The organism is Frankia sp. CeRuru1 (genome assembly GCF_977966315.1).
In genome coordinates this window covers 1-16,412 of sequence record NZ_CDWWEW010000074.1, presented here as the reverse complement: position 1 = coordinate 16,412, position 16,412 = coordinate 1, and the positions used below count along the sequence as shown (strand labels likewise).

17 protein-coding genes and 3 pseudogenes are annotated in these 16,412 nt (G+C 71.9%); 8 read left to right on the top strand and 12 right to left on the bottom strand.

Annotated features, from left to right (window positions below):
- From AC08OP_RS08140 to AC08OP_RS08130, 3 genes and pseudogenes are all read right to left on the bottom strand, one after another.
- A pseudogene (locus tag AC08OP_RS08140) lies at positions 1 to 329 on the bottom strand (hypothetical protein); the annotation flags it as partial.
- Entirely contained in the window at positions 319 to 1,305 is a 987-nt protein-coding gene (locus tag AC08OP_RS08135; RefSeq protein WP_476613621.1) for an ABC transporter permease, read from the bottom strand. The gene AC08OP_RS08135 and the pseudogene AC08OP_RS08140, both read right to left, overlap by 11 nt.
- A gap of 12 nt (positions 1,306 to 1,317) precedes the next feature.
- On the bottom strand, positions 1,318 to 2,700 hold the full coding sequence (locus AC08OP_RS08130) for an ABC transporter substrate-binding protein (RefSeq protein ID WP_476613620.1): 1,383 nt from the start codon (positions 2,698 to 2,700) through the stop codon (positions 1,318 to 1,320).
- Positions 2,701 to 2,709: 9 nt separating this feature from the next.
- Between AC08OP_RS08130 and AC08OP_RS08125 the strand changes: the two genes are divergently transcribed.
- Entirely contained in the window at positions 2,710 to 2,937 is a 228-nt protein-coding gene (locus AC08OP_RS08125; RefSeq protein WP_476613619.1) for a hypothetical protein, read from the top strand.
- A gap of 410 nt (positions 2,938 to 3,347) precedes the next feature.
- On the opposite strand, the gene AC08OP_RS08120 is transcribed toward AC08OP_RS08125, so the two are convergent.
- The gene (locus AC08OP_RS08120) at positions 3,348 to 3,755 is read right to left on the bottom strand and encodes a winged helix-turn-helix transcriptional regulator (protein ID WP_476613618.1); all 408 of its coding nucleotides are present in this window, start codon (positions 3,753 to 3,755) and stop codon (positions 3,348 to 3,350) included.
- Between the two features lie 64 nt (positions 3,756 to 3,819).
- Here AC08OP_RS08120 and AC08OP_RS08115 point away from each other — a divergent pair, with 64 nt between their 5' ends.
- The 3 genes from AC08OP_RS08115 to AC08OP_RS08105 all read left to right on the top strand — a co-directional run bounded on the left by AC08OP_RS08115 (position 3,820) and on the right by AC08OP_RS08105 (position 6,995).
- Entirely contained in the window at positions 3,820 to 4,521 is a 702-nt protein-coding gene (locus AC08OP_RS08115) for a DsbA family oxidoreductase (RefSeq protein WP_476613617.1), read from the top strand.
- Positions 4,518 to 6,053: an MFS transporter gene (locus tag AC08OP_RS08110; protein ID WP_476613616.1), complete on the top strand. Its 1,536-nt coding sequence runs from the start codon at positions 4,518 to 4,520 to the stop codon at positions 6,051 to 6,053. The genes AC08OP_RS08115 and AC08OP_RS08110 overlap by 4 nt, the downstream gene beginning before the upstream one ends.
- 84 nt (positions 6,054 to 6,137) lie before the next feature.
- Positions 6,138 to 6,995, top strand: coding sequence for an acyl-CoA dehydrogenase family protein (locus AC08OP_RS08105; protein WP_476613615.1), 858 nt, complete (start codon positions 6,138 to 6,140; stop codon positions 6,993 to 6,995).
- On the opposite strand, the gene AC08OP_RS08100 is transcribed toward AC08OP_RS08105, so the two are convergent.
- The 3 genes and pseudogenes from AC08OP_RS08100 to AC08OP_RS08090 form a co-directional block, all read right to left on the bottom strand.
- Entirely contained in the window at positions 6,977 to 8,470 is a 1,494-nt protein-coding gene (locus AC08OP_RS08100) for an LLM class flavin-dependent oxidoreductase (RefSeq protein ID WP_476613614.1), read from the bottom strand. The genes AC08OP_RS08105 and AC08OP_RS08100 overlap by 19 nt on opposite strands.
- The gene (locus AC08OP_RS08095) at positions 8,470 to 9,216 is read right to left on the bottom strand and encodes an SDR family NAD(P)-dependent oxidoreductase (RefSeq protein WP_476613613.1); all 747 of its coding nucleotides are present in this window, start codon (positions 9,214 to 9,216) and stop codon (positions 8,470 to 8,472) included. Before AC08OP_RS08095 ends, AC08OP_RS08100 begins: the two co-directional genes overlap by 1 nt.
- Positions 9,216 to 10,000, bottom strand: a pseudogene (locus AC08OP_RS08090) (SDR family NAD(P)-dependent oxidoreductase). Before AC08OP_RS08090 ends, AC08OP_RS08095 begins: the two are co-directional and overlap by 1 nt.
- Positions 10,001 to 10,142: 142 nt before the next feature.
- Between AC08OP_RS08090 and AC08OP_RS08085 the strand changes: the two are divergent.
- Positions 10,143 to 10,808, top strand: coding sequence for a TetR/AcrR family transcriptional regulator (locus tag AC08OP_RS08085; RefSeq protein WP_476613612.1), 666 nt, complete (start codon positions 10,143 to 10,145; stop codon positions 10,806 to 10,808).
- A 72-nt stretch (positions 10,809 to 10,880) separates the two neighbouring features.
- Here the strand turns inward: AC08OP_RS08085 and AC08OP_RS08080 are convergent.
- From AC08OP_RS08080 to AC08OP_RS08070, 3 genes and pseudogenes are all read right to left on the bottom strand, one after another.
- A pseudogene (locus AC08OP_RS08080) lies at positions 10,881 to 10,970 on the bottom strand (IS6 family transposase); the annotation flags it as partial.
- A 120-nt stretch (positions 10,971 to 11,090) separates the two neighbouring features.
- Positions 11,091 to 12,575 (bottom strand): sensor histidine kinase, encoded by a 1,485-nt coding sequence (locus AC08OP_RS08075; protein ID WP_476613611.1) that lies wholly within the window; start codon positions 12,573 to 12,575, stop codon positions 11,091 to 11,093.
- Between the two features lie 4 nt (positions 12,576 to 12,579).
- The gene (locus AC08OP_RS08070; protein ID WP_476613610.1) at positions 12,580 to 13,266 is read right to left on the bottom strand and encodes a response regulator transcription factor; all 687 of its coding nucleotides are present in this window, start codon (positions 13,264 to 13,266) and stop codon (positions 12,580 to 12,582) included.
- Positions 13,267 to 13,387: 121 nt separating this feature from the next.
- On the opposite strand from AC08OP_RS08070, the gene AC08OP_RS08065 reads away from it, so the two are divergent.
- On the top strand, positions 13,388 to 14,677 hold the full coding sequence (locus AC08OP_RS08065) for an SMP-30/gluconolactonase/LRE family protein (protein ID WP_476613609.1): 1,290 nt from the start codon (positions 13,388 to 13,390) through the stop codon (positions 14,675 to 14,677).
- Positions 14,678 to 14,745: 68 nt separating this feature from the next.
- On the opposite strand, the gene AC08OP_RS08060 is transcribed toward AC08OP_RS08065, so the two are convergent.
- Together AC08OP_RS08060 and AC08OP_RS08055 are read right to left on the bottom strand one after the other, a co-directional pair.
- Positions 14,746 to 15,033, bottom strand: coding sequence for a type II toxin-antitoxin system RelE family toxin (locus AC08OP_RS08060; protein WP_476613608.1), 288 nt, complete (start codon positions 15,031 to 15,033; stop codon positions 14,746 to 14,748).
- Entirely contained in the window at positions 15,030 to 15,329 is a 300-nt protein-coding gene (locus AC08OP_RS08055; RefSeq protein WP_476613607.1) for a type II toxin-antitoxin system Phd/YefM family antitoxin, read from the bottom strand. The genes AC08OP_RS08060 and AC08OP_RS08055 overlap by 4 nt, the downstream gene beginning before the upstream one ends.
- Positions 15,330 to 15,567: 238 nt before the next feature.
- Here AC08OP_RS08055 and AC08OP_RS08050 point away from each other — a divergent pair, with 238 nt between their 5' ends.
- Both AC08OP_RS08050 and AC08OP_RS08045 read left to right on the top strand, forming a co-directional pair.
- Positions 15,568 to 15,843, top strand: coding sequence for an SAM-dependent methyltransferase (locus AC08OP_RS08050; protein WP_476613606.1), 276 nt, complete (start codon positions 15,568 to 15,570; stop codon positions 15,841 to 15,843).
- Between the two features lie 147 nt (positions 15,844 to 15,990).
- The coding region (locus AC08OP_RS08045; protein ID WP_476613605.1) for a TetR/AcrR family transcriptional regulator at positions 15,991 to 16,412 on the top strand (422 nt) is incomplete at its 3' end.

Below are 16,412 nucleotides of genomic sequence, written 5' to 3'. Positions count from 1 at the left end.
GTCCAGCTCGGCGCGGCCAGGGCGTGTGCTGGATCGACGGCGGTGGGGCTGAGGGTGGCGAACCAGCCGGGCAGCAGGCACCACACCGCCACCACCACGATGACGCCGGTGGCGAGCAGCGTGCCGACCGGCGGCACCCGCCGCCGGCGGGACCGGGCGGCGTCGGGCGTCCCGGTGGTGTCGGGCGTCCCGGTGGTGTCGGGGGCTCCGGTGGCGTGCGCGGCGGAAGTCCCGCCAGCGGCGGAGACGACCGGGGGAGCGACCGGGTCGTGGCCGCGGTCCGCGCCGGCCACGGCCGGGCGCGCCCCGAGCCCGGGGTCAGCCGACATCGGAACCCGCCGGGGCCGGGTCGGAGCGGCGGGCGCTCGCCCGGCCGGCGAGCCGGGGATCGAGCAGCGGATAGCACAGATCGACGAGGAGGTTCACCAGGGCGAAGACGGCCGCCGAGAGCACCGTCACCGCGAGCACCAGGGGAACGTCCTTGTCCGCCACGGCGGTGGCTATCGTGCGGCCCAGACCGACTCGGGAGAAGACCGTCTCCACCACGACCGAGCCCGCGAGCAGGCTCCCCAGCAGCAGCCCGGTGATCGTCAAGGTTGGCGGTGCCGCGTTGCGCAGCGCGTGGCGCAGCACGATCCGCACCTCGCTCGCTCCCTTCGCCCGCAGGGTCACCACGTACGGCTGGGCAAGCGTGCCCGCGAGGCTGCGGCTGAGCATCTGCGCGACCACCGCGCCGACCGGAACGGCCAGGGTCACCGCCGGCAGGACCACTCCCGCGGCGCCCCCGTTGCCGATGCCCGGCAGCAGCTGCCACCGGAACGCGACGACGTGCACCAGCACCAGCCCGATCAGGAACGTCGGGACGGACATTCCCACGGAGGGCAGCGCGTCGAGCAGCGGGCCCAGGCGGCGCCGGCGGGTCAGGTTCGCGGCGATGGCCAGCGCCGTCCCGGCCAGCACGCCCACCGCGAGCGCCGTCGCGGTGAGGGCGAGCGTTGGCGGCAGCGACCGGGCGAGCGTGCGCAGCACCGGCTCGCCCGTCGTCAGCGACGTGCCGAAGTCACCGGTCATGGCGGCGCCCAGGTAGTCTACGTACTGGGCCGGCACGGAGCGGTCCAGGCCGTACTGCTCCCGCAGCGCGGCGAGCTGGCTCCCACTGGGAGTCGCCTGCCCGCCGCCCGCCCGGTCGATCATGATCGCGACCGGGTCGCCCGGCAGCACCCGGAGCACGGCGAAGATCAGCGTGTAGGCCGCCCAGACCACGACCAGGGCGTGTCCGGCGCGTCGAAGGAGATAGCCCGTCATCGTGGCGCCGACTCAGTCGTTCAGCCAGGTGCCGTGGAAGGACCCGTCGGAGGAGTAGTCGCGGACCTTCGCCGACATCGCCACGAGGTAGCCGTACTGGTAGAGCGGCACGGCGTAGTGCTGGGTGATGATGTGCCGTTGCGCGTCGGCGAGTATCCCGGTACGGCGGCCGGTTTCGATGGTCTGGTTCTGCTGGGCGAGCAGCGCGTTCAGCGGGTCGTCCGCGCCGATCCGGGCGCGGTTCTTGGCCGAGGCGGAGAACACGGTGCGCAGGACGTCCCCGTCGCCGCGGTTCTGGGTGAAGGCGAGTAGATCGTAGTCGCCGGCGTCCTGCGTGGGCACGAGCTGGGAGACCGGCAGCCCCCGCAGCTTCAGGTCGACGCCGATCTTCCGCCACTGCTGTTGCAGCAGTTCCAGGGCCGGTCCGTTGATGGTGTCGACCGAGGGGTAGAGCACGCTGACACTGAGCCGGGTGCCGTTCCTGCTCCGGATCCCGTCACCCCCGGCGACCCAGCCGCCGTCGGTCAGCAGCTTCGCGGCCTTGGCCGGGTCGTACCGCAGCTGGGCGGACAGGTCGAGGTAGCCAGGTGTCGCGGGGGCCAGGATGCCGGTGGCCGGATTGAAGGCGTCGCCGAGAGCAGCGGTGACCAGTTGGGCGCGGTTGACGCCGAGGACCAGCGCCTCGCGGACCGCGGGATCGGCCAGCGCGGGACGGGTGATGTTCGGGGTGAGGGTGTAGACGACGCCCGGGTTGCGGATCGCGGCCTCGGTGAACCCGGAGCCGCTGAACCGCTGCTGGTCGTGGCGGGCCAGTCCGGTAGCGACCTCCACCTGGCCGGCCGTCAGGCTGTCGGCCTGCACCCCGGACTCGCTGACCCCGAGGAAATCGATGCTACGCAGGAACGCCGGTCCGGAGTGCCAGCCCGCGGCTCCCCACGTGTAGCCGGCCCTGGCCGTGAGACGTACCCGCTGGCCCGCTGCGAACGCGGAGAGCACGAACGGCCCGGAGGCGGCGAAGCGTCCCTGGCAGCGCAGGGCGGGCGTGTTCCGCCAGGACGCCGGGGACAGCGGGGCCAGCGCGGTCGTCGAGGCCGCCTGGAGGAAGGCGACGTTGGGCGTGGTGAAGTCGACCCGGACCGTGGCGTCGTCGACGGCGGTCGTGGCCTGGTAGCCGGCGAGGAAACTCGCCGCCGTCGCCGCCTTCGCCCCCTGGGCGACGATCTGGTCGAACGTCGTCTTCACGGCGGCGGCGGTCAGGGGCGCGCCGTCGCTGAACGTCACACCCGGACGGAGATGGAAGGTGAAACTCCGCCCGTCCCCGCTCGCCTGCCAGGACGACGCCAGCCACGGCCGCAGGGCGCCGTTGGCCGGATCCTGGTAGATGAGGGAATCCACCAGCGGCAGATGAGGGAATCCACCAGCGGCCGGACCAGCTGCGTGCTGTTGCCCGACAGGTTCTGCGCCGGGTCGAGGCAGGTGATGCTGCTCGCGGTGGCGATCCGCAGGGTCCCGCCCGAACGGGGCGCGGCCTGCGCTCCGGCGGGCGCGGCCGACCCGTCCGGCGAGGACGAACAGGCCGCGGCGAGGAGGACGGCCGTCACCGCCAGGGCTGGCCCGGCAAGAAACCGCTGACGTGATTTTCGGTGGGGGCGGGGCACGATGAGATCCTTTGCAAGAGGCGCGCTGGCCCCGACCGGCGGATGAGGTCTGGGTGCCGAGGCGGGGTGGACATGCCGGCGCGTGCCGCGGCGCGGCGGAACTGGGCGCAGTTCGGCCCCGGAAACCGGGGCTGGAGAAGGCGCTGGAGAAGGCGGAAGCGGGTGTCAGCCGCGGCCGCGACGACACAGGGCGCTCATGTAGCGGCCCTGGTCGAGATGGCGACGTCGCACCAGCGGGTGCAGACCTGCCGCCGATGCGGTGGCCGTGCTTCGCCCGATCTCCCTCACAGCGGGCAGCGTATCGGACCAGACTAGTCTGGTCCATATCGTGCCGAACGATGAATCATCCGCCGTACGCGGCGCACGGCATCGCCGGACCGGAGCTCAGGTGCCCCGGCGGTGCTGATGGTCGTAGGTCTTCTGGGCGCTGAAGACCGTCATCGCGTTGTGGCGCACCCACTGCAGGACCTGCTGGAGCCGGTGGGCGGCATCCGCGCCCAGGGGAGTCAGCGCGTACCGCACGCTCGGGGGGGCCGTCGGCACCACCTCCCGGGTCAGCAGACCGTCCCGGGTCAGCGTGCGCAGCGTCTGGGACAGCATCTTCTCGCTGACCCCGTCCACGAGGGCCCGCAGCTCGTAGAACCGCAGCGGGCCGTCCTGGAGCGCCACCAGGATGAGCAGGCCCCAGCGGCTGGTGAGGTGGTTGAGCACGACACGCCCCGGGCAGTCTCTGTTGAACACGTCACATGGATCATCGGTCGGGACGGCCGTGAGCTGCAAACCAACCTGCATGACCTGAGCTTACCTTCGGGTATGGCCTTTCTTTTGGCTAGCCGCCCGACCTAGCGTGCGCCGCATGGAGGCACCGCGACCGACCGCTCCCCCCGATCACCGGGGCGAGCCGCTCAGCATCGACATCTGGTCCGACTTCGTCTGCGGACACTGCTATATCGGCCGCCATCGGGTCTCGACGGCGCTCGCCGGGCTCGCCGACCCCGACGCCGTGCGGGTGCGTTGGCGCAGCTTCGAGCTCGACCCACGCCCGAACGGCCAGCGGGGCGGTGGGGATCTCTACGACTACCTGGCGCGTTTCAACGGCAGCCGGGAGGCGGGGCGGGCGGCGATGGGCCGCATCGGCGCCACGGCGGCCGCGGAGGGGCTGCCCTTCCACCCCGACATCGCCCGTCCGGGCAACACCGTCGACGCCCATCGGCTGGTGCACCTCGCCGCCGCGTACGGGCTCCAGGGCAGCCTCGTCGAGCGGCTCTACCGGGCCTACTGGGTCGAGGGCCAGCCGATCGCCGATCCGGGCGTGCTCGCGTCGCTCGGCGAGGAGGTCGGTCTGCCGGCCGAGCGGGTGCGCGCCGTCCTCGCCGGCAGCGAGTTCGCCGCCGAGGTCGCGGCCGACGAGCGACTGGCCGCCACCCTGGGGGTGGGCGGCGTGCCCAGCGTCATCGCGGGCGGCCGATGGCTGATCCCCGGGACGGAGCCGGCCGAGCGTATCCGGTCCGTACTGGTCGGCATCCTTGCGGGCGGGGCGCGGGAGGGCGCGCGGTGAGCGCCGGCACGGTGGACGGGACGGCCCCGTCGGTGGGCTCGCCGCGGGTGCTCGCCGCGCTGGTCGTGGCCGTCTTCGGATATGCCCTGATGCAGACGCTGATCGTTCCGGCGCTGGGCCTGCTGCAGCGGGACCTGCACACCTCCCCGAGCGGGGCCGCCTGGATCCTGAGCGCGTTTCTGCTGTCCAGCGCCGTGCTCACCCCGATCATCGGCCGGCTGGGCGATCAGTACGGCCGGCGTGACGTGCTGCTCGTCGTGCTCGCCGTCTACGGCATCGGCACGGCCGCGGGGGCGGCCGCCCAGAACATCGGGGAGCTCGTCGCCGCCCGGGCCGTCCAGGGCTGCGCGCTTTCGGTGCTCCCGCTCGCGTTCGCGATCCTGCGCGAGGCGCTGCCCGCCGAGCGGCTGCACGCCGGGATCGGCATGGTCTCCGGGGTCGTGGGCGCCGGCGCGGGCGCCGGCCTGGTCATCGGTGGCCTGCTGACGGACCACGTCTCCTGGCGCTATCTGTTCGTCCTCGGCACGGCTCTCGCGGTGATCAGTTTCCTGCTGGTCGGGGTCTGGGTGCCCTCCGGGCGCCACCAGCGGCCTCGGCGGACCGAGCGGGCCCAGCTCGACCTGCCCGGGGCGGTGCTGCTGGGCCTGACCCTGGTCGCCCTGCTTCTCGGACTCACCGAGGGCCCAGGCTGGGGATGGTCCTCCGGTCGGGTGCTCGGCCTGTTCGTGCTGGCCGTGGTGCTCGCCGCCGCGCTGGTGTACGTGGAGGCGGGGCAGCGCAGCCCGCTGCTCGACATCCGCGAGTTCACCCACCGGCCCATGCTGACCACGCACCTGTCGGCGTTCCTCTACGGCGTCCTGTCCTACGTCTTCTACGTGACGCTCCCACGGTTCGCCCAGACTCCCCAGGACGCGGGCGGCTATGGCTTCGGCACCTCCATCACCGTCGCGGGTCTGATCATGCTGCCCGGTGCCCTCGTGGTCATGCCCGCGAGCATGACGGTGGGCGGTGTGGCGCGCCGGCTGGGCGGGCGCGCGCCCCTGCTGGTCGGCTTCGCCGTGACCGTGGGCGGCGTGGTGCTGCTGGCCGGTGCCCATGGCAGCATCTGGGAGCACGTCGTGTTCTACACGGTGATCGGCGCGGGGTCCGGCCTGGTCATGGCGGCTCTGCCCAAGACGATCGCCGAACTCGTGCCGCCGGAGCGGATGGGGACGACCAACGGCATCAACAACATCGCGCGCACCGTCGGCGGGTGCGTGGGAACCCAGGTGACGGCGGCCCTGATCGCCTCCGGGACCACGACGACGGGGGTAACGACCGGCTCGACCTTCATGATTGCCTTCTGGTTCGCCGCCGGCGCCGGCGTGCTCGGCGCCGTGATAGCCCCGCTCGCCGCCGCCACCGTCGGCCGGGCCCAGCCGGCCCGCGGCGATCACCCGGAGCCGGCCAGGGCCGCCAGCCCGGCGGGGGTGGGAGGGCAACAGGTGAGTACCGGTCCGGCGCCGGCCCACGGCCGCGACGCGCCATCCTGACCCGGACTCCAACGGCCCACGAGCGTCGTGCCGTGGAGTAGGCGGCGCATCTGCTGTCGGTCCGCCATCACCAGGGGGCATCCCATGCCGAGCCCACCCGTCCTCGACACCGAGCTGACCGCCGCGGCGGCGGGCGTCTACCCGCTCGCCGCCCAGCACGCGCCGGCTGTGGACGCCCGCCGTCGCCTCGACCCCGCCGTCGTGCGGGCCCTCGCCGACGCCGGCTTCGTCCGCCACCTGGTGCCCCGCCTGTGGGGCGGGACGCAGGGAGGCTTCGTCGACCTGCTCCGCGCCGTGGCGGTGGTCGGCGAAGGATGCGCGTCGGCGGCGTGGTTGGCCTCGCTGAGCGCCCACCTCGGCCGGATGGCCGCCTTCCTGCCCGACGAGGGACAGGGGGAGGTGTGGGCCGTCGGCCCGGACGCCCTCATCGTCGGCGGTCTCGTGCCGGTGGGGCTGGCCACGCCCACGACGCAGGGCTGGGTGCTCGGCGGCGCCTGGCCCTACGTCAGCGGGGTCGAGTTCGCCGACTGGGCGCTGCTGGGCGGGCGGGTGGCCGGCGACGGGGAGACCCGGTTCTTCGCCGTGCCGCGCGCGTCGTTCCGGATCCAGGACACCTGGTCCGCGATCGGCATGCGGGCGACCGGAAGCCACACGCTGGTCCTGTCGGAGACGTTCGTCCCCACCCATCGTTCGTTCCCCTTCGCGGCGGTCGCCCGCGGCCGCGATGCTGCCGGGCAGGCCGACTGCTACCAGGTGCCGCTGATGGCGGTGAACGGCCTGGCCTTCGCGGCCCCGCTGCTCGGTGCGGCCCAGGGCCTGGCGCGCGCCTGGTCGCTGTGGGGGCGGGAGAACACCGCGGCGGCCCGGGCCGCCGCCGAGGTCGACGCCGCGGGCCATGCCGCCGACTCGTCGGGTCCGCCGGATCAGTCGAAGGAGAGTTGATGCCCGTGCCCGGCTACGGCCATTTCGTCGCGATCGTCACCACCCGGGTGGACGGAGCCGCGACCCAGCGGATCGTCGGTGATCTCTTCCTGACCGGGGCCGAGGGGTGGGTGCGCCACCGCGCGGGCTTCCGGTCCGCGATGGTGCATCTGAGCGTCGACGGCGAGTTCGTCACCCTCGTGGCCGCCTGGGCGGACGAGGACAGCTACCGGGAGTTCCTGCGGACAGACCCGGAGCGGGCGGCGCTCGGCCGCACGATCCGGAGCCTGCCGGGCGTCCTGGAGGGACCCACGACGGTCGGTCACCATCCCTATCGGACGGTGGAGGCCGCCGGCGACCCGGCCGCCGGCCCGGAACAGCCCGCGTCGGCCCTGCCGGCGGCTGCGCCGGTCATCCCCCGTCCCGGACCGCTCCCATGCCTCGGCGGCTCCGCTCAGGATCCGCAGCCGGCCCTCGAGGGTGGTCGCCGCGGCCGAGACCATGACGCTCAGCGTGGTGACACCGGCGTCGGCGTACTCCCGCATCCGGTCGGCGATCCTGGTCACCGGACCCGCCAGCGCCGTGCGGTCGATGAACGGCCTGGGCAGGGCGGCACCCGCGCCGGCTCGGTCGCCTGCGGCCAGTCGCTCCCGCAGCAGGGAGACCTCACGGGCGTATCCCATCTCCCGCGCCAGCGCGCAGTAGACGTTGCGGTCCGGGTGGCCGATGCCGAGCGGGCACAGGTACTGCCCCTGCAGGATGTCGAGCGCGTCGTCGACGTCCTCGGCGACGGCGGTGGGCAGACTCGTCAGGACATCGAAGTCGCCCGCAGGGCGACCCGCCGTGCCGCCGCCGGGACCTGCGCCGGCCTGGATCCGCTGGCCGGCCTGGATCTCCTGGCCGGCCTGGATCTCCCGGACGGCTCTGCCGACCGCCTCCGGCGAGGTGAACACGCCGATCCAGCCGTCCGCGATCTCCCCGGCCAGCCGCAGGGCCCGGGGGCCGACGGCGGCCAGATAGACCGGGATGCCCCGGCGCGGCACGTCGGTGAGCAGATGCAGCGGGGCGGCGGCGCCGTCCGCCGTCGGCGGCAGCCGGAAGTGCTCGCCGTGATAGGTCACCGGCCCGCCGGCGATCGCCCGGCGCACGATGTCGACGTACTCGCGGGTCCGGCCGAGCGGGCGATCGAAGGGAACGCCGTACCAGCCCAGGGAGACATCGGGGTTGGACACCCCGAGCCCCAGGCGGAACCGGCCGCCGCTGATCGCGTCCAGCGTCGCGGCCGTGAGCGCGGCGAGGCCGGGTGGCCGGGCCGGGATCTGCATGACGCCCGACGCGAGGCCGACGCGCTGCGTCCGCCCGGCGACGAGGCCGAGAACAGCCGCCGCCTCGGAACGGTAGCCCTCCGGGGCGAGGACCACGTCGTAACCGAGGCGTTCCGCGGCCAGTCCCAGGTCACCCGCCCGCTCATAGGTCAGATTCGCGCCGAGCCGCATCAGGGACTCCCGCAGAGAAGATGGGCACCGCCGTCGACCGAGAGGACCTGCCCGGTCGTGTATCCGGCTCTGGTCAGGCCGAGCACGGCCTCGGCGACATCCTGCGCGGTGCCGACCCGCCGCAGCGGAGTCTGCGCCCGAACCTTCTCGGCGATGGGCGCGAAACAGGCATCGTCGCGGGTCCACGGGGTTTCCACCAGGCCGGGGGCAACCGCGTTCACCCGCACCGTGGGACCGGTCACGGCGGCCAGCAGCCGCGTCATATGCTCGATCGCGGCCTTGCTGACGGCGTACGGCAGGCAGCTGCCCGCCGGTCGGCTCCCGGCGACGGAGGAGATGTTGACGACCAGGCCGTCCCCGGTCGACGCCAGGTGGGGCATGGCGGCCACGGTGACCTGCCAGGTGCCGAGGACGTTCACGTCGAGGATCTCCCGCCATACCTGCGGCGTCGCGCTCTCCAGATCGGCGTGCGGGATGGTCCGGGTGACCCCGGCGTTGTTCACCAGGACGTCCAGCCGGCCGAAACGGTCGACGGTGTGCTCGACCAGCCGGCGGGCGTCCTGCGGCACGGCGATGTCCGCCTGCACGTACACGCCGTCCAGGGCCGCGGCGACCTTCTCGCCGGCCTCCGGCGAGCGGGCGGAGTTGACGACCAGCCGGAAGCCCTCCCGCGCCAGCCGGCTGGCCACCGCCTCCCCGATCCCGGACGACGAGCCGGTCACGAGCGCGACGGGCCGCGCGCCCATCAGTAGTTGCCCAATCCGCCGCAGACGTTGAGCGCCTGCGCGGTCACGGCGGCGGCATCATCGCTCACCAGGTACTCGACCATCGCCGCGACCTCCCGCGACTCGACGTAGCGGCCCAGCGGTACCCGGGTCGTGATCCGGTTGTACGCCTCCTGCTCGGAGACGCCCCAGATCCCGGCGTAGTGCCGGCGCACCTGTCCGGCCATCGGCGTCTCGACGAAGCCAGGGCACACCGCGTTGACGGTGATCCCGGTCGGGGCGAGTTCCAGGCCGAGCGCCTTCGTGAACCCGACGACACCGTGTTTGGACGCGGAGTAGGGCGCGGCATGAACGACGCCTTGTTTCCCGCCGGTGGACGCCACGTTGATGATCCGGCCGCGGCCGAGTTCGAGCATGCGGCCGGTGGTGAGAACCTCCCTCGTCATCAGGAAGACGCTGTTGAGATTTGTGTTGATGACGTCGAACCAGAGTTCGTCGGAAATCTGCGCGGTCGCCCCCCGCCGCTACGGCCGGCGTTGTTCACCAAGATGTCGACGGGGCCGAAATGGTCCACCGCGGCCGCGACGTAGGAGCGTATCTGTTCGGGGCGGCTGACATCGCGTATCGTGCCGCTCGCGTCGAATCCCTTGCCCCGTAGATCTTCGATCGTGGCGGCGAGGTCGTCGCTGCCCCGGGCACACAGGTAGAGACGCGCGCCGCGTTCCCCGAGCCGTATCGCGATCTCCAGCCCGATTCCGCTGGTCGCGCCGGTGACCAGCGCGACCGGCTCAAACGTCCGTGTCATCACGGCTTCCCTTCTTGGCTGCGCCGGTGGCACCCAGCCTTGGCGCGGTGACTTTAGGTCGGCTCGAAGACCGCTTGAGCGCGCCCGCCCGCACCCCCCGGCGGGATGACGGCCACCAGCGGCGTCGTCGGCCTCTGGTAACGTGGCCCACGTGGGGCGGATAGCGGGATCACGAAGAGACGGCCGGCAGGCGGAAGCGGATCGTAACGATCGGCGGGTGTTGGCGGCGGCTCGTGAGATTTTCGCGGAATTCGGGGCCGACGCGCCCATGTCGGCAATCGCGAGTCGCGCCCACGTCGGGCAGGGAACGCTCTACCGCCGTTACGAAAGCAAAGAAGAACTCATTCGGCAGATGTGCATCATCAGTGCTACGCAGGTAGCCGAGGAAGCCGAGGCCGCGGTGACGGCGGAGCCGGACGGCTGGGCCGCGCTCACCCGGTTCACGCACCGCTGTGCCGAAGTCGGCTTCGGCGCGTTCGGCAAGGTCGCCGGCACGTTCACGGTCACCCCCGAGCTGCTGAAGGCCGTGGAACGCATGCAGGCCGGCATCGAGCGGGTGGTGGCGCGCGCCCACGCCGACGGTACGCTGCGCGCCGACGTCAATGCCGCGGACCTCTGCCTGATCTTCCAGCGGCTGCGGGGCCAGCGTGGCAGCGCCGAGCAGCTTCCCGACTTCGATCGGCGCTACATCTCCCTGATCCTGTCCGGGCTGCGCGCCCCAGCCGCGGAGCCGCTGTCCGGCCCGCCGATGAGCTGGGCCGATGTCGCCCGGCCCTGGTTGTCCTCCACGCCGCCCGAAGCCCGCTGAGCCCAGCGGGTCTGGCGGGCGGTGTTGCGTTCGTAGGGGGCAGAGCATGCCAGCGGCCATGGTGACCTTCGGTCAGATCGCGGCGGCGAGTTCCATGCATGCGGCTGCCAGCCGGAGCTGTGGGTCGGTGTCGGTGGCGAGTTCGTAGTGGCCGCGGCGGATCGGGAAGCCGCCGAAAAGGCGATCGCCGTCTATCCCGCCGCACGGACAGCCGCCCAGCAGTTGCGCCACTTCCTCACCCGGGCGACCCGCTACCTGGCCGCCGACCTGCGGAACCCAGGATCACCTGCCATGATCATCCATCCCGCGAGGCGAAGCCGAGTGACTGGACGTGGTCTCCGTGTCGTCCCATCTTCGATGAGAAACCGCGGATCCCTCGCTCGGCGTTGGCAGGCTGTCGGAGACGGGGAGGGTGATCCGGACGGTGAGGCCGCGTTCGGGGGCGCGGGTCGCTTCGGCGATGCCGCCGTGCGCGGCGACGATCGCGGCGACGATGGAGAGGCCGAGCCCGCTGCCGCCCGAGGCCCGTGATCGCGACGGGTCGTGGCGCCAGAACCGGTCGAACACCCGCTCGAGATCCTCGACGGGCAGGGCTGGCCCGTTGTCGGACACCTCGATCACGACCGATCCGTCCCGCAGGCTCGCCCGCACGGTGGCGATGGTGGCGGGCGGCGTGTGGACGCGCACGTTGTTCAGCAGGTTGGTCACGATCTGCCGGAGGTGGTGGGCGTCGCCGGAGACGACAAGCGGGTCGGCGGATAGGTCCAGGATCCAGGTCCGCGTCGGGTCCATGGTGCGCGCGTCGTGCACGGCGTCACGCAGCAGCGGGCCGGTGTCCACGTCGGCGGTGACCGGCAGGGGGTTCTCGTCGAGCTCGGTGAGCAGCTGGAGATCGGTGACGATGCGCCGCATGCGGCTGGCCTCGCCGAGGGCACGCCGCATCGAGTGCTGGTGGTGTTCGGGATCGGCGAAGGCGCCGTCGAGGTCGAGCTGCAGGTAGCCGCTCACGCTGGTGAGCGGGGTGCGCAACTCGTGGGACGCGTTGGCGATGAACTCCCGCAGCCGGGCCTCCGACCGCGCCTGGGCCGCCAGTGAACGGTCGATGCCGGCGACCATCGCGTCGAGGGCGTGGCTGAGCTGGCGCAGCTCGGTGGTCGTGGCGGCCACGACGAGGCTGCGGTCGGGATCGCCGCCGGCGATGGACTCGGCCCGCCTGGTCAGGTGCCCGATCTGCCGGGTTCCGTGCCGGATCCACAGCCACGCCAAGGCCCCCAGCGCTGCGGCACCACCGGTTCCGATGACGACGAAGGTGCGGATGAGATCGTCGACGAGGCTGGTCAGGTCGTCGACGGGTGCGGCCACGGCCAGCAGGCGCCCGTCGCCGAGGTCGGTGACGGCGTAACGGTAGGTCGCGCCGTCGGGGGCCGTCGCGTACTCGATCTCCCGGCCGGGGGCGGTGATCCCGGGCAGGTCCGGCGGTGCGGACGTCTCCGGGGTGGCCAGCACGGTCGTCGTGGAGCCGTCGATCATCATCACGGCGTAGCCGCGTTCGTCCAGGCCGGCACCGTCGCCGGCGGACCCGCCCCGCACACCGCCGTCCGTGGCGAGGAATGAGGCGCGGATCCGCGGCAGGTCGGCCCGCACCCGGTCGTCGATGCGGTCGCGGAGCGCGTGCTTGGCAGTGGGGATGGCCACGAACCCGACCACCAGGAACACCAGGAACGTCACCACGAGGATACCCAGGGTCAACTTCGTGCGCAGGCGCACGAGCTCACTCCCCGGTGGGCCGAAGCGTGTAGCCCACGCCCCGGATCGTGTGGATCAGCGGCCCTCCGTCGCCCACGTCGAGGCGGCGGCGCAGGGTGCTGATGTAGGTCTCCACGACGTGTCCGTCGCCGTCGGCGTCCTGGTTCCACACCCGGTCGAGGATCTGGTACTTGGACAGCACCCGCCCCGAGTTGACCATCAGGTAACGGAGCAGGTTGAACTCGGTGGGCGAGAGCTCGATCCGTCGCCCGGCGCGACGCACCTCGTGGCGTTCCCCGTTCAGTACCAGGTCGGCGCAGATCAGCGACCCGTCGGAGGCAGGGGACCCGACCCGGCTCAGCACCGCGCGGATGCGGGCCACCAACTCGTCGAGGACGAACGGCTTGGTGACGTAGTCGTCGCCGCCCCGCCCGAAGCCCTCCAGGACGTCGCGGCTCGACGCCCGCGCCGTGAGGAAGATGATGGGTGTGGTCTCGCCGCGCCCGCGCAGGCGGCGGCAGAGTTCGAGCCCGTCCACCCCGGGCATCAGCACGTCGAGGATGATCAGGTCGGGCGTCGCCTCCGCGAGCTTGGCCAGCGCGTCGTTCCCGTCCACCGCGACAGTCGTCTCGAAGCCCGCGTACCGCAGCGCCGTCCCGACCATGTCACGGATGGCGTCGTCGTCGTCGACCACGAGCAGACGAGGCGGCATGGCCTGCAGTCAAGCACCGCCACCTCAGGACAGGCTCAGGACGGGCGTGACCACGGCATCCTGAGCCTGTCCTGAGGTGGCACGGAAGGGCGGCTGAGGCCGGAGTGTTCTGCTCCCACCCATGCGAAATCTCCCTCGTCGCCGCGAGCCGGGCCGGCCCACCGGCCCGTGCCCGGTCGCCCCGGCCCGTGCCTCCTCCGCCCTCGTCGCCGCCCTTCTCACCACGAGCCTGCTCGCCGCCGCGTGCGCCGACGGCGACTCCGATGCCGACGCGACGGAAGCCCCTGCTGCCTCCACCGGTACCGCCACTGCTGCCGGTGAGCGGCCCGAGCTTCCTCGCCGGGAACCCACCGGTGCGGCGGTGGACCGTCGCGTCGCGGAGCTGCCGCCCGACTTCGATCCCGTGGTGTGGACGGACGCCCCGCCCCGACCGGCGATGGAGGGAGCGCTGGCGGTGAACAACCTGATCGAACAGGCCGAGATCTTTGGTGAGGAGCAGCTCGAAGGCGCCGAGGACGTCGTCCTCGGCCTCGACGGGCAGCTCTACACCGGCACCACCGACGGCGGGGTCTGGCGACTCAATCAGGGCGTGAACGGCGCCATCGAGTCCTCCGAGCGCGTCGCCACCGTGGAGGGCCGCCCGCTCGGCCTCGCCGCCTACTCGGAGCACGTCCTGATCGCCGCCGTCGCAGAACAGGGCGTCATGGCGGTCGACGTCGTCACCGGCGACGCCTGGGTCCTGACCGACCGGCTCGACGGAAACCTGATCTTCTTCGCGGACGAGGTCACCGTAGCCGCGGACGGAACGATCTACTTCACCGAGGCCAGTACCGTCTACTTCCCCGGGTTCCCCAACGACCTCCTCGACGGGCGGCCCAACGGCCGGCTGCTGCGCTACGAGCCGTCCACCGGCGTCACCGACGTCGTGGCCGATGGTCTGTACTTCGCCAATGGCGTCGACATCGCCCCGGACGAGAGCTACGTTCTCGTCGCCGAGTCGTTCCGCCTCCGGATCACCCGAGTGTGGCTCGACGAGGGACGCGAAGGCACAACCGAGCAGTTCGGGCCGTATCTCATCAACGGACCCGACAACATCACTATTGACGACCGGGGCCGGGTGTGGGTGGGCGGCAGCGACCTGCGCTCGGACGCTGTCGACGCGCTCATCACCAACGCCGACCTGCGCCGACAGGTCGCCGCCATGCCGCCCGGCGGCGGTGACCTGCGCGCGCCGTACGGGTTCGCCCTGGTCCTCAGCCCCGAGGGCGAACCGGTCTTCAGCTTCCACGACACCACCGGCCGCTACTACGCGGTCAGCTCCGCCCTGCCCCACGAGGGCCACGTCATCTTCGGCTCCCTCGCCGACCGCGGCATCGCCCGCATCCCCCTGCCTCCGGAGCTCAACGGCTGAGCCGACGGAGGCGACCGCAGAATGGGGATATCAGCGGTGCTCGTACCAGCACGCCGCGGTCTCGCCGCTCAACGCGCGCGGTATGCGTCGGCGCGGTGCTCTACGGCGGTCACGAGAACGACTCGGTTCTCTTCGTCGATCTCATAGAGCACTCGGTACGTGCCTCGCCGCGCCGACCAGGTTCCAGCGTAGGGCGGGTAGAGGAGACGCTTACCGAGCCTGTGCGGGTTCTCCAGGAGCGTCGTGGTGATGAACTCGTGTACGGCTGTGGCAACCTTTTCCGGGATACGTCCAGCAAGCGTGCGTGCCGCCGGACCGGTGATCTCCAGACGGTACGGCCCAGCAGTGCCCGTCATGACGAGGGTCCCCTGGCACCCGGCGCGGCACGCTTGGCCATGAGCGCCGCCAGGTCCTCAGCGTCAAGTACGTCGCCGGCCTCGACAGCGGCGCGGGACTCGGCCAACTGCCACATGGTCTCGCGGTTCGACAGCACCTCGACGGTCTCCTCCAGCGCCGCGAGGTCGTCGGGCGAGACGAGGATCGCCACGGCGTGACCATGGCGGGTGATCTCTACCCGGTCATGGGTTCGCTCGACGTCATCGAGCAGCTCCGAGAGGCGGTTCCGAGCATCCGTGAAGGGCAGTCTCGTCACGATCTCAGTCTACGCTCAAGTGGCGTGAAGTTAAGGCAGAACTCGCGGCTCGAATCAGCCACAGACACAGTCAGCCCGGAGGCCATGGCGCCCCGGCCGTGCACACCGGGTGGCAACTCGGCCATCATCCGCGCAGATCCCGAGCCCGCCGCGCGGGGCCGGGCCACGGCAGGCACCCGGGCCACGCCGACGACGGACGCCTGCCGAGCCGTCCCACGAGTGCGTGTGCAACCAGAGGGTGGTACCTCTCGTCCTGACGCACGCCCGCGCGCTGCTCGTCGGAGCGCCCGAGGGCGTGACCGCCACCCTCGATGCCGACGTCCACGAGCCGATGGTGATCCTCGAACGCGCGGCCGAGACCCTCGACCTCGCCGAACCCGTCGGCCTAATCCTGAGCTCGATCATGGGGCTGATCGGTGATCTTGACGAGGCATATGCCATCACCCAGGCCTTCCTAAGTGGTTGGCGCTGGAAGTTCCTCGGGGGTCGTCAGGCGGCCTCGGGCACGGGCTGACGGACGGCCGCTGCGGGTTCCTGGTCCGGGAGCCGGGCGAGGTGCCGGGCGAGATCGGCGGCGGTGTACTTCCACGTGAACGGCGTCGCGGTCACGATCATCCTATCGAGGCGTCGCTACGACCGTTTGACCCCGCCAATTGTCGTCATGGCTGACGAGGTGACGGGGCTGCGGGAGCGGAAAAAGCAGCGAACCCGTGATGCTCTTTCCGAGGCAGCGATACGGCTTTTTCTCGACCGTGGTTTCGACAGCGTTTCCGTCGCGGAGATCGCGGCCGCGGCGGAGGTCTCGAAGCCGACGCTTTTCACCTATTTTTCCAGTAAGGAGGACCTTCTTCTGTACCGCATCGCGGACCATCACGGGGAGGCAGCCCGGGTGGTGCGGGAGCGGGCCGCCGGCGAGTCGCCGCTCGGTGCGCTCGAGCGGCATTTCGTCGAGGGGCTGCGGCGGTATGATCCGGTCACCGGGCTCAACGACGACCGCGAGGTGCTCGCCTATCACGGGATGGTGTTCTCCGTTCCGAGTCTGCTCGGCCGGCTGGCGCAGCACGCCGCCCGGGACGAGGAGGC

Coding starts and splice junctions, on each gene's coding strand:
- AC08OP_RS08060 (WP_476613608.1), bottom strand. CDS start 15,033: ATGACGGGCACTGCTGGGCCGTACCGTCTGGAGATCACCGGTCCGGCG.
- AC08OP_RS08125 (WP_476613619.1), top strand. CDS start 2,710: ATGAGGGAATCCACCAGCGGCCGGACCAGCTGCGTGCTGTTGCCCGAC.
- AC08OP_RS08105 (WP_476613615.1), top strand. CDS start 6,138: ATGCCGAGCCCACCCGTCCTCGACACCGAGCTGACCGCCGCGGCGGCG.
- AC08OP_RS08070 (WP_476613610.1), bottom strand. CDS start 13,266: ATGCCGCCTCGTCTGCTCGTGGTCGACGACGACGACGCCATCCGTGAC.
- AC08OP_RS08135 (WP_476613621.1), bottom strand. CDS start 1,305: ATGACGGGCTATCTCCTTCGACGCGCCGGACACGCCCTGGTCGTGGTC.
- AC08OP_RS08065 (WP_476613609.1), top strand. CDS start 13,388: ATGCGAAATCTCCCTCGTCGCCGCGAGCCGGGCCGGCCCACCGGCCCG.
- AC08OP_RS08095 (WP_476613613.1), bottom strand. CDS start 9,216: ATGGGCGCGCGGCCCGTCGCGCTCGTGACCGGCTCGTCGTCCGGGATC.
- AC08OP_RS08100 (WP_476613614.1), bottom strand. CDS start 8,470: ATGCGGCTCGGCGCGAATCTGACCTATGAGCGGGCGGGTGACCTGGGA.
- AC08OP_RS08120 (WP_476613618.1), bottom strand. CDS start 3,755: ATGCAGGTTGGTTTGCAGCTCACGGCCGTCCCGACCGATGATCCATGT.
- AC08OP_RS08115 (WP_476613617.1), top strand. CDS start 3,820: ATGGAGGCACCGCGACCGACCGCTCCCCCCGATCACCGGGGCGAGCCG.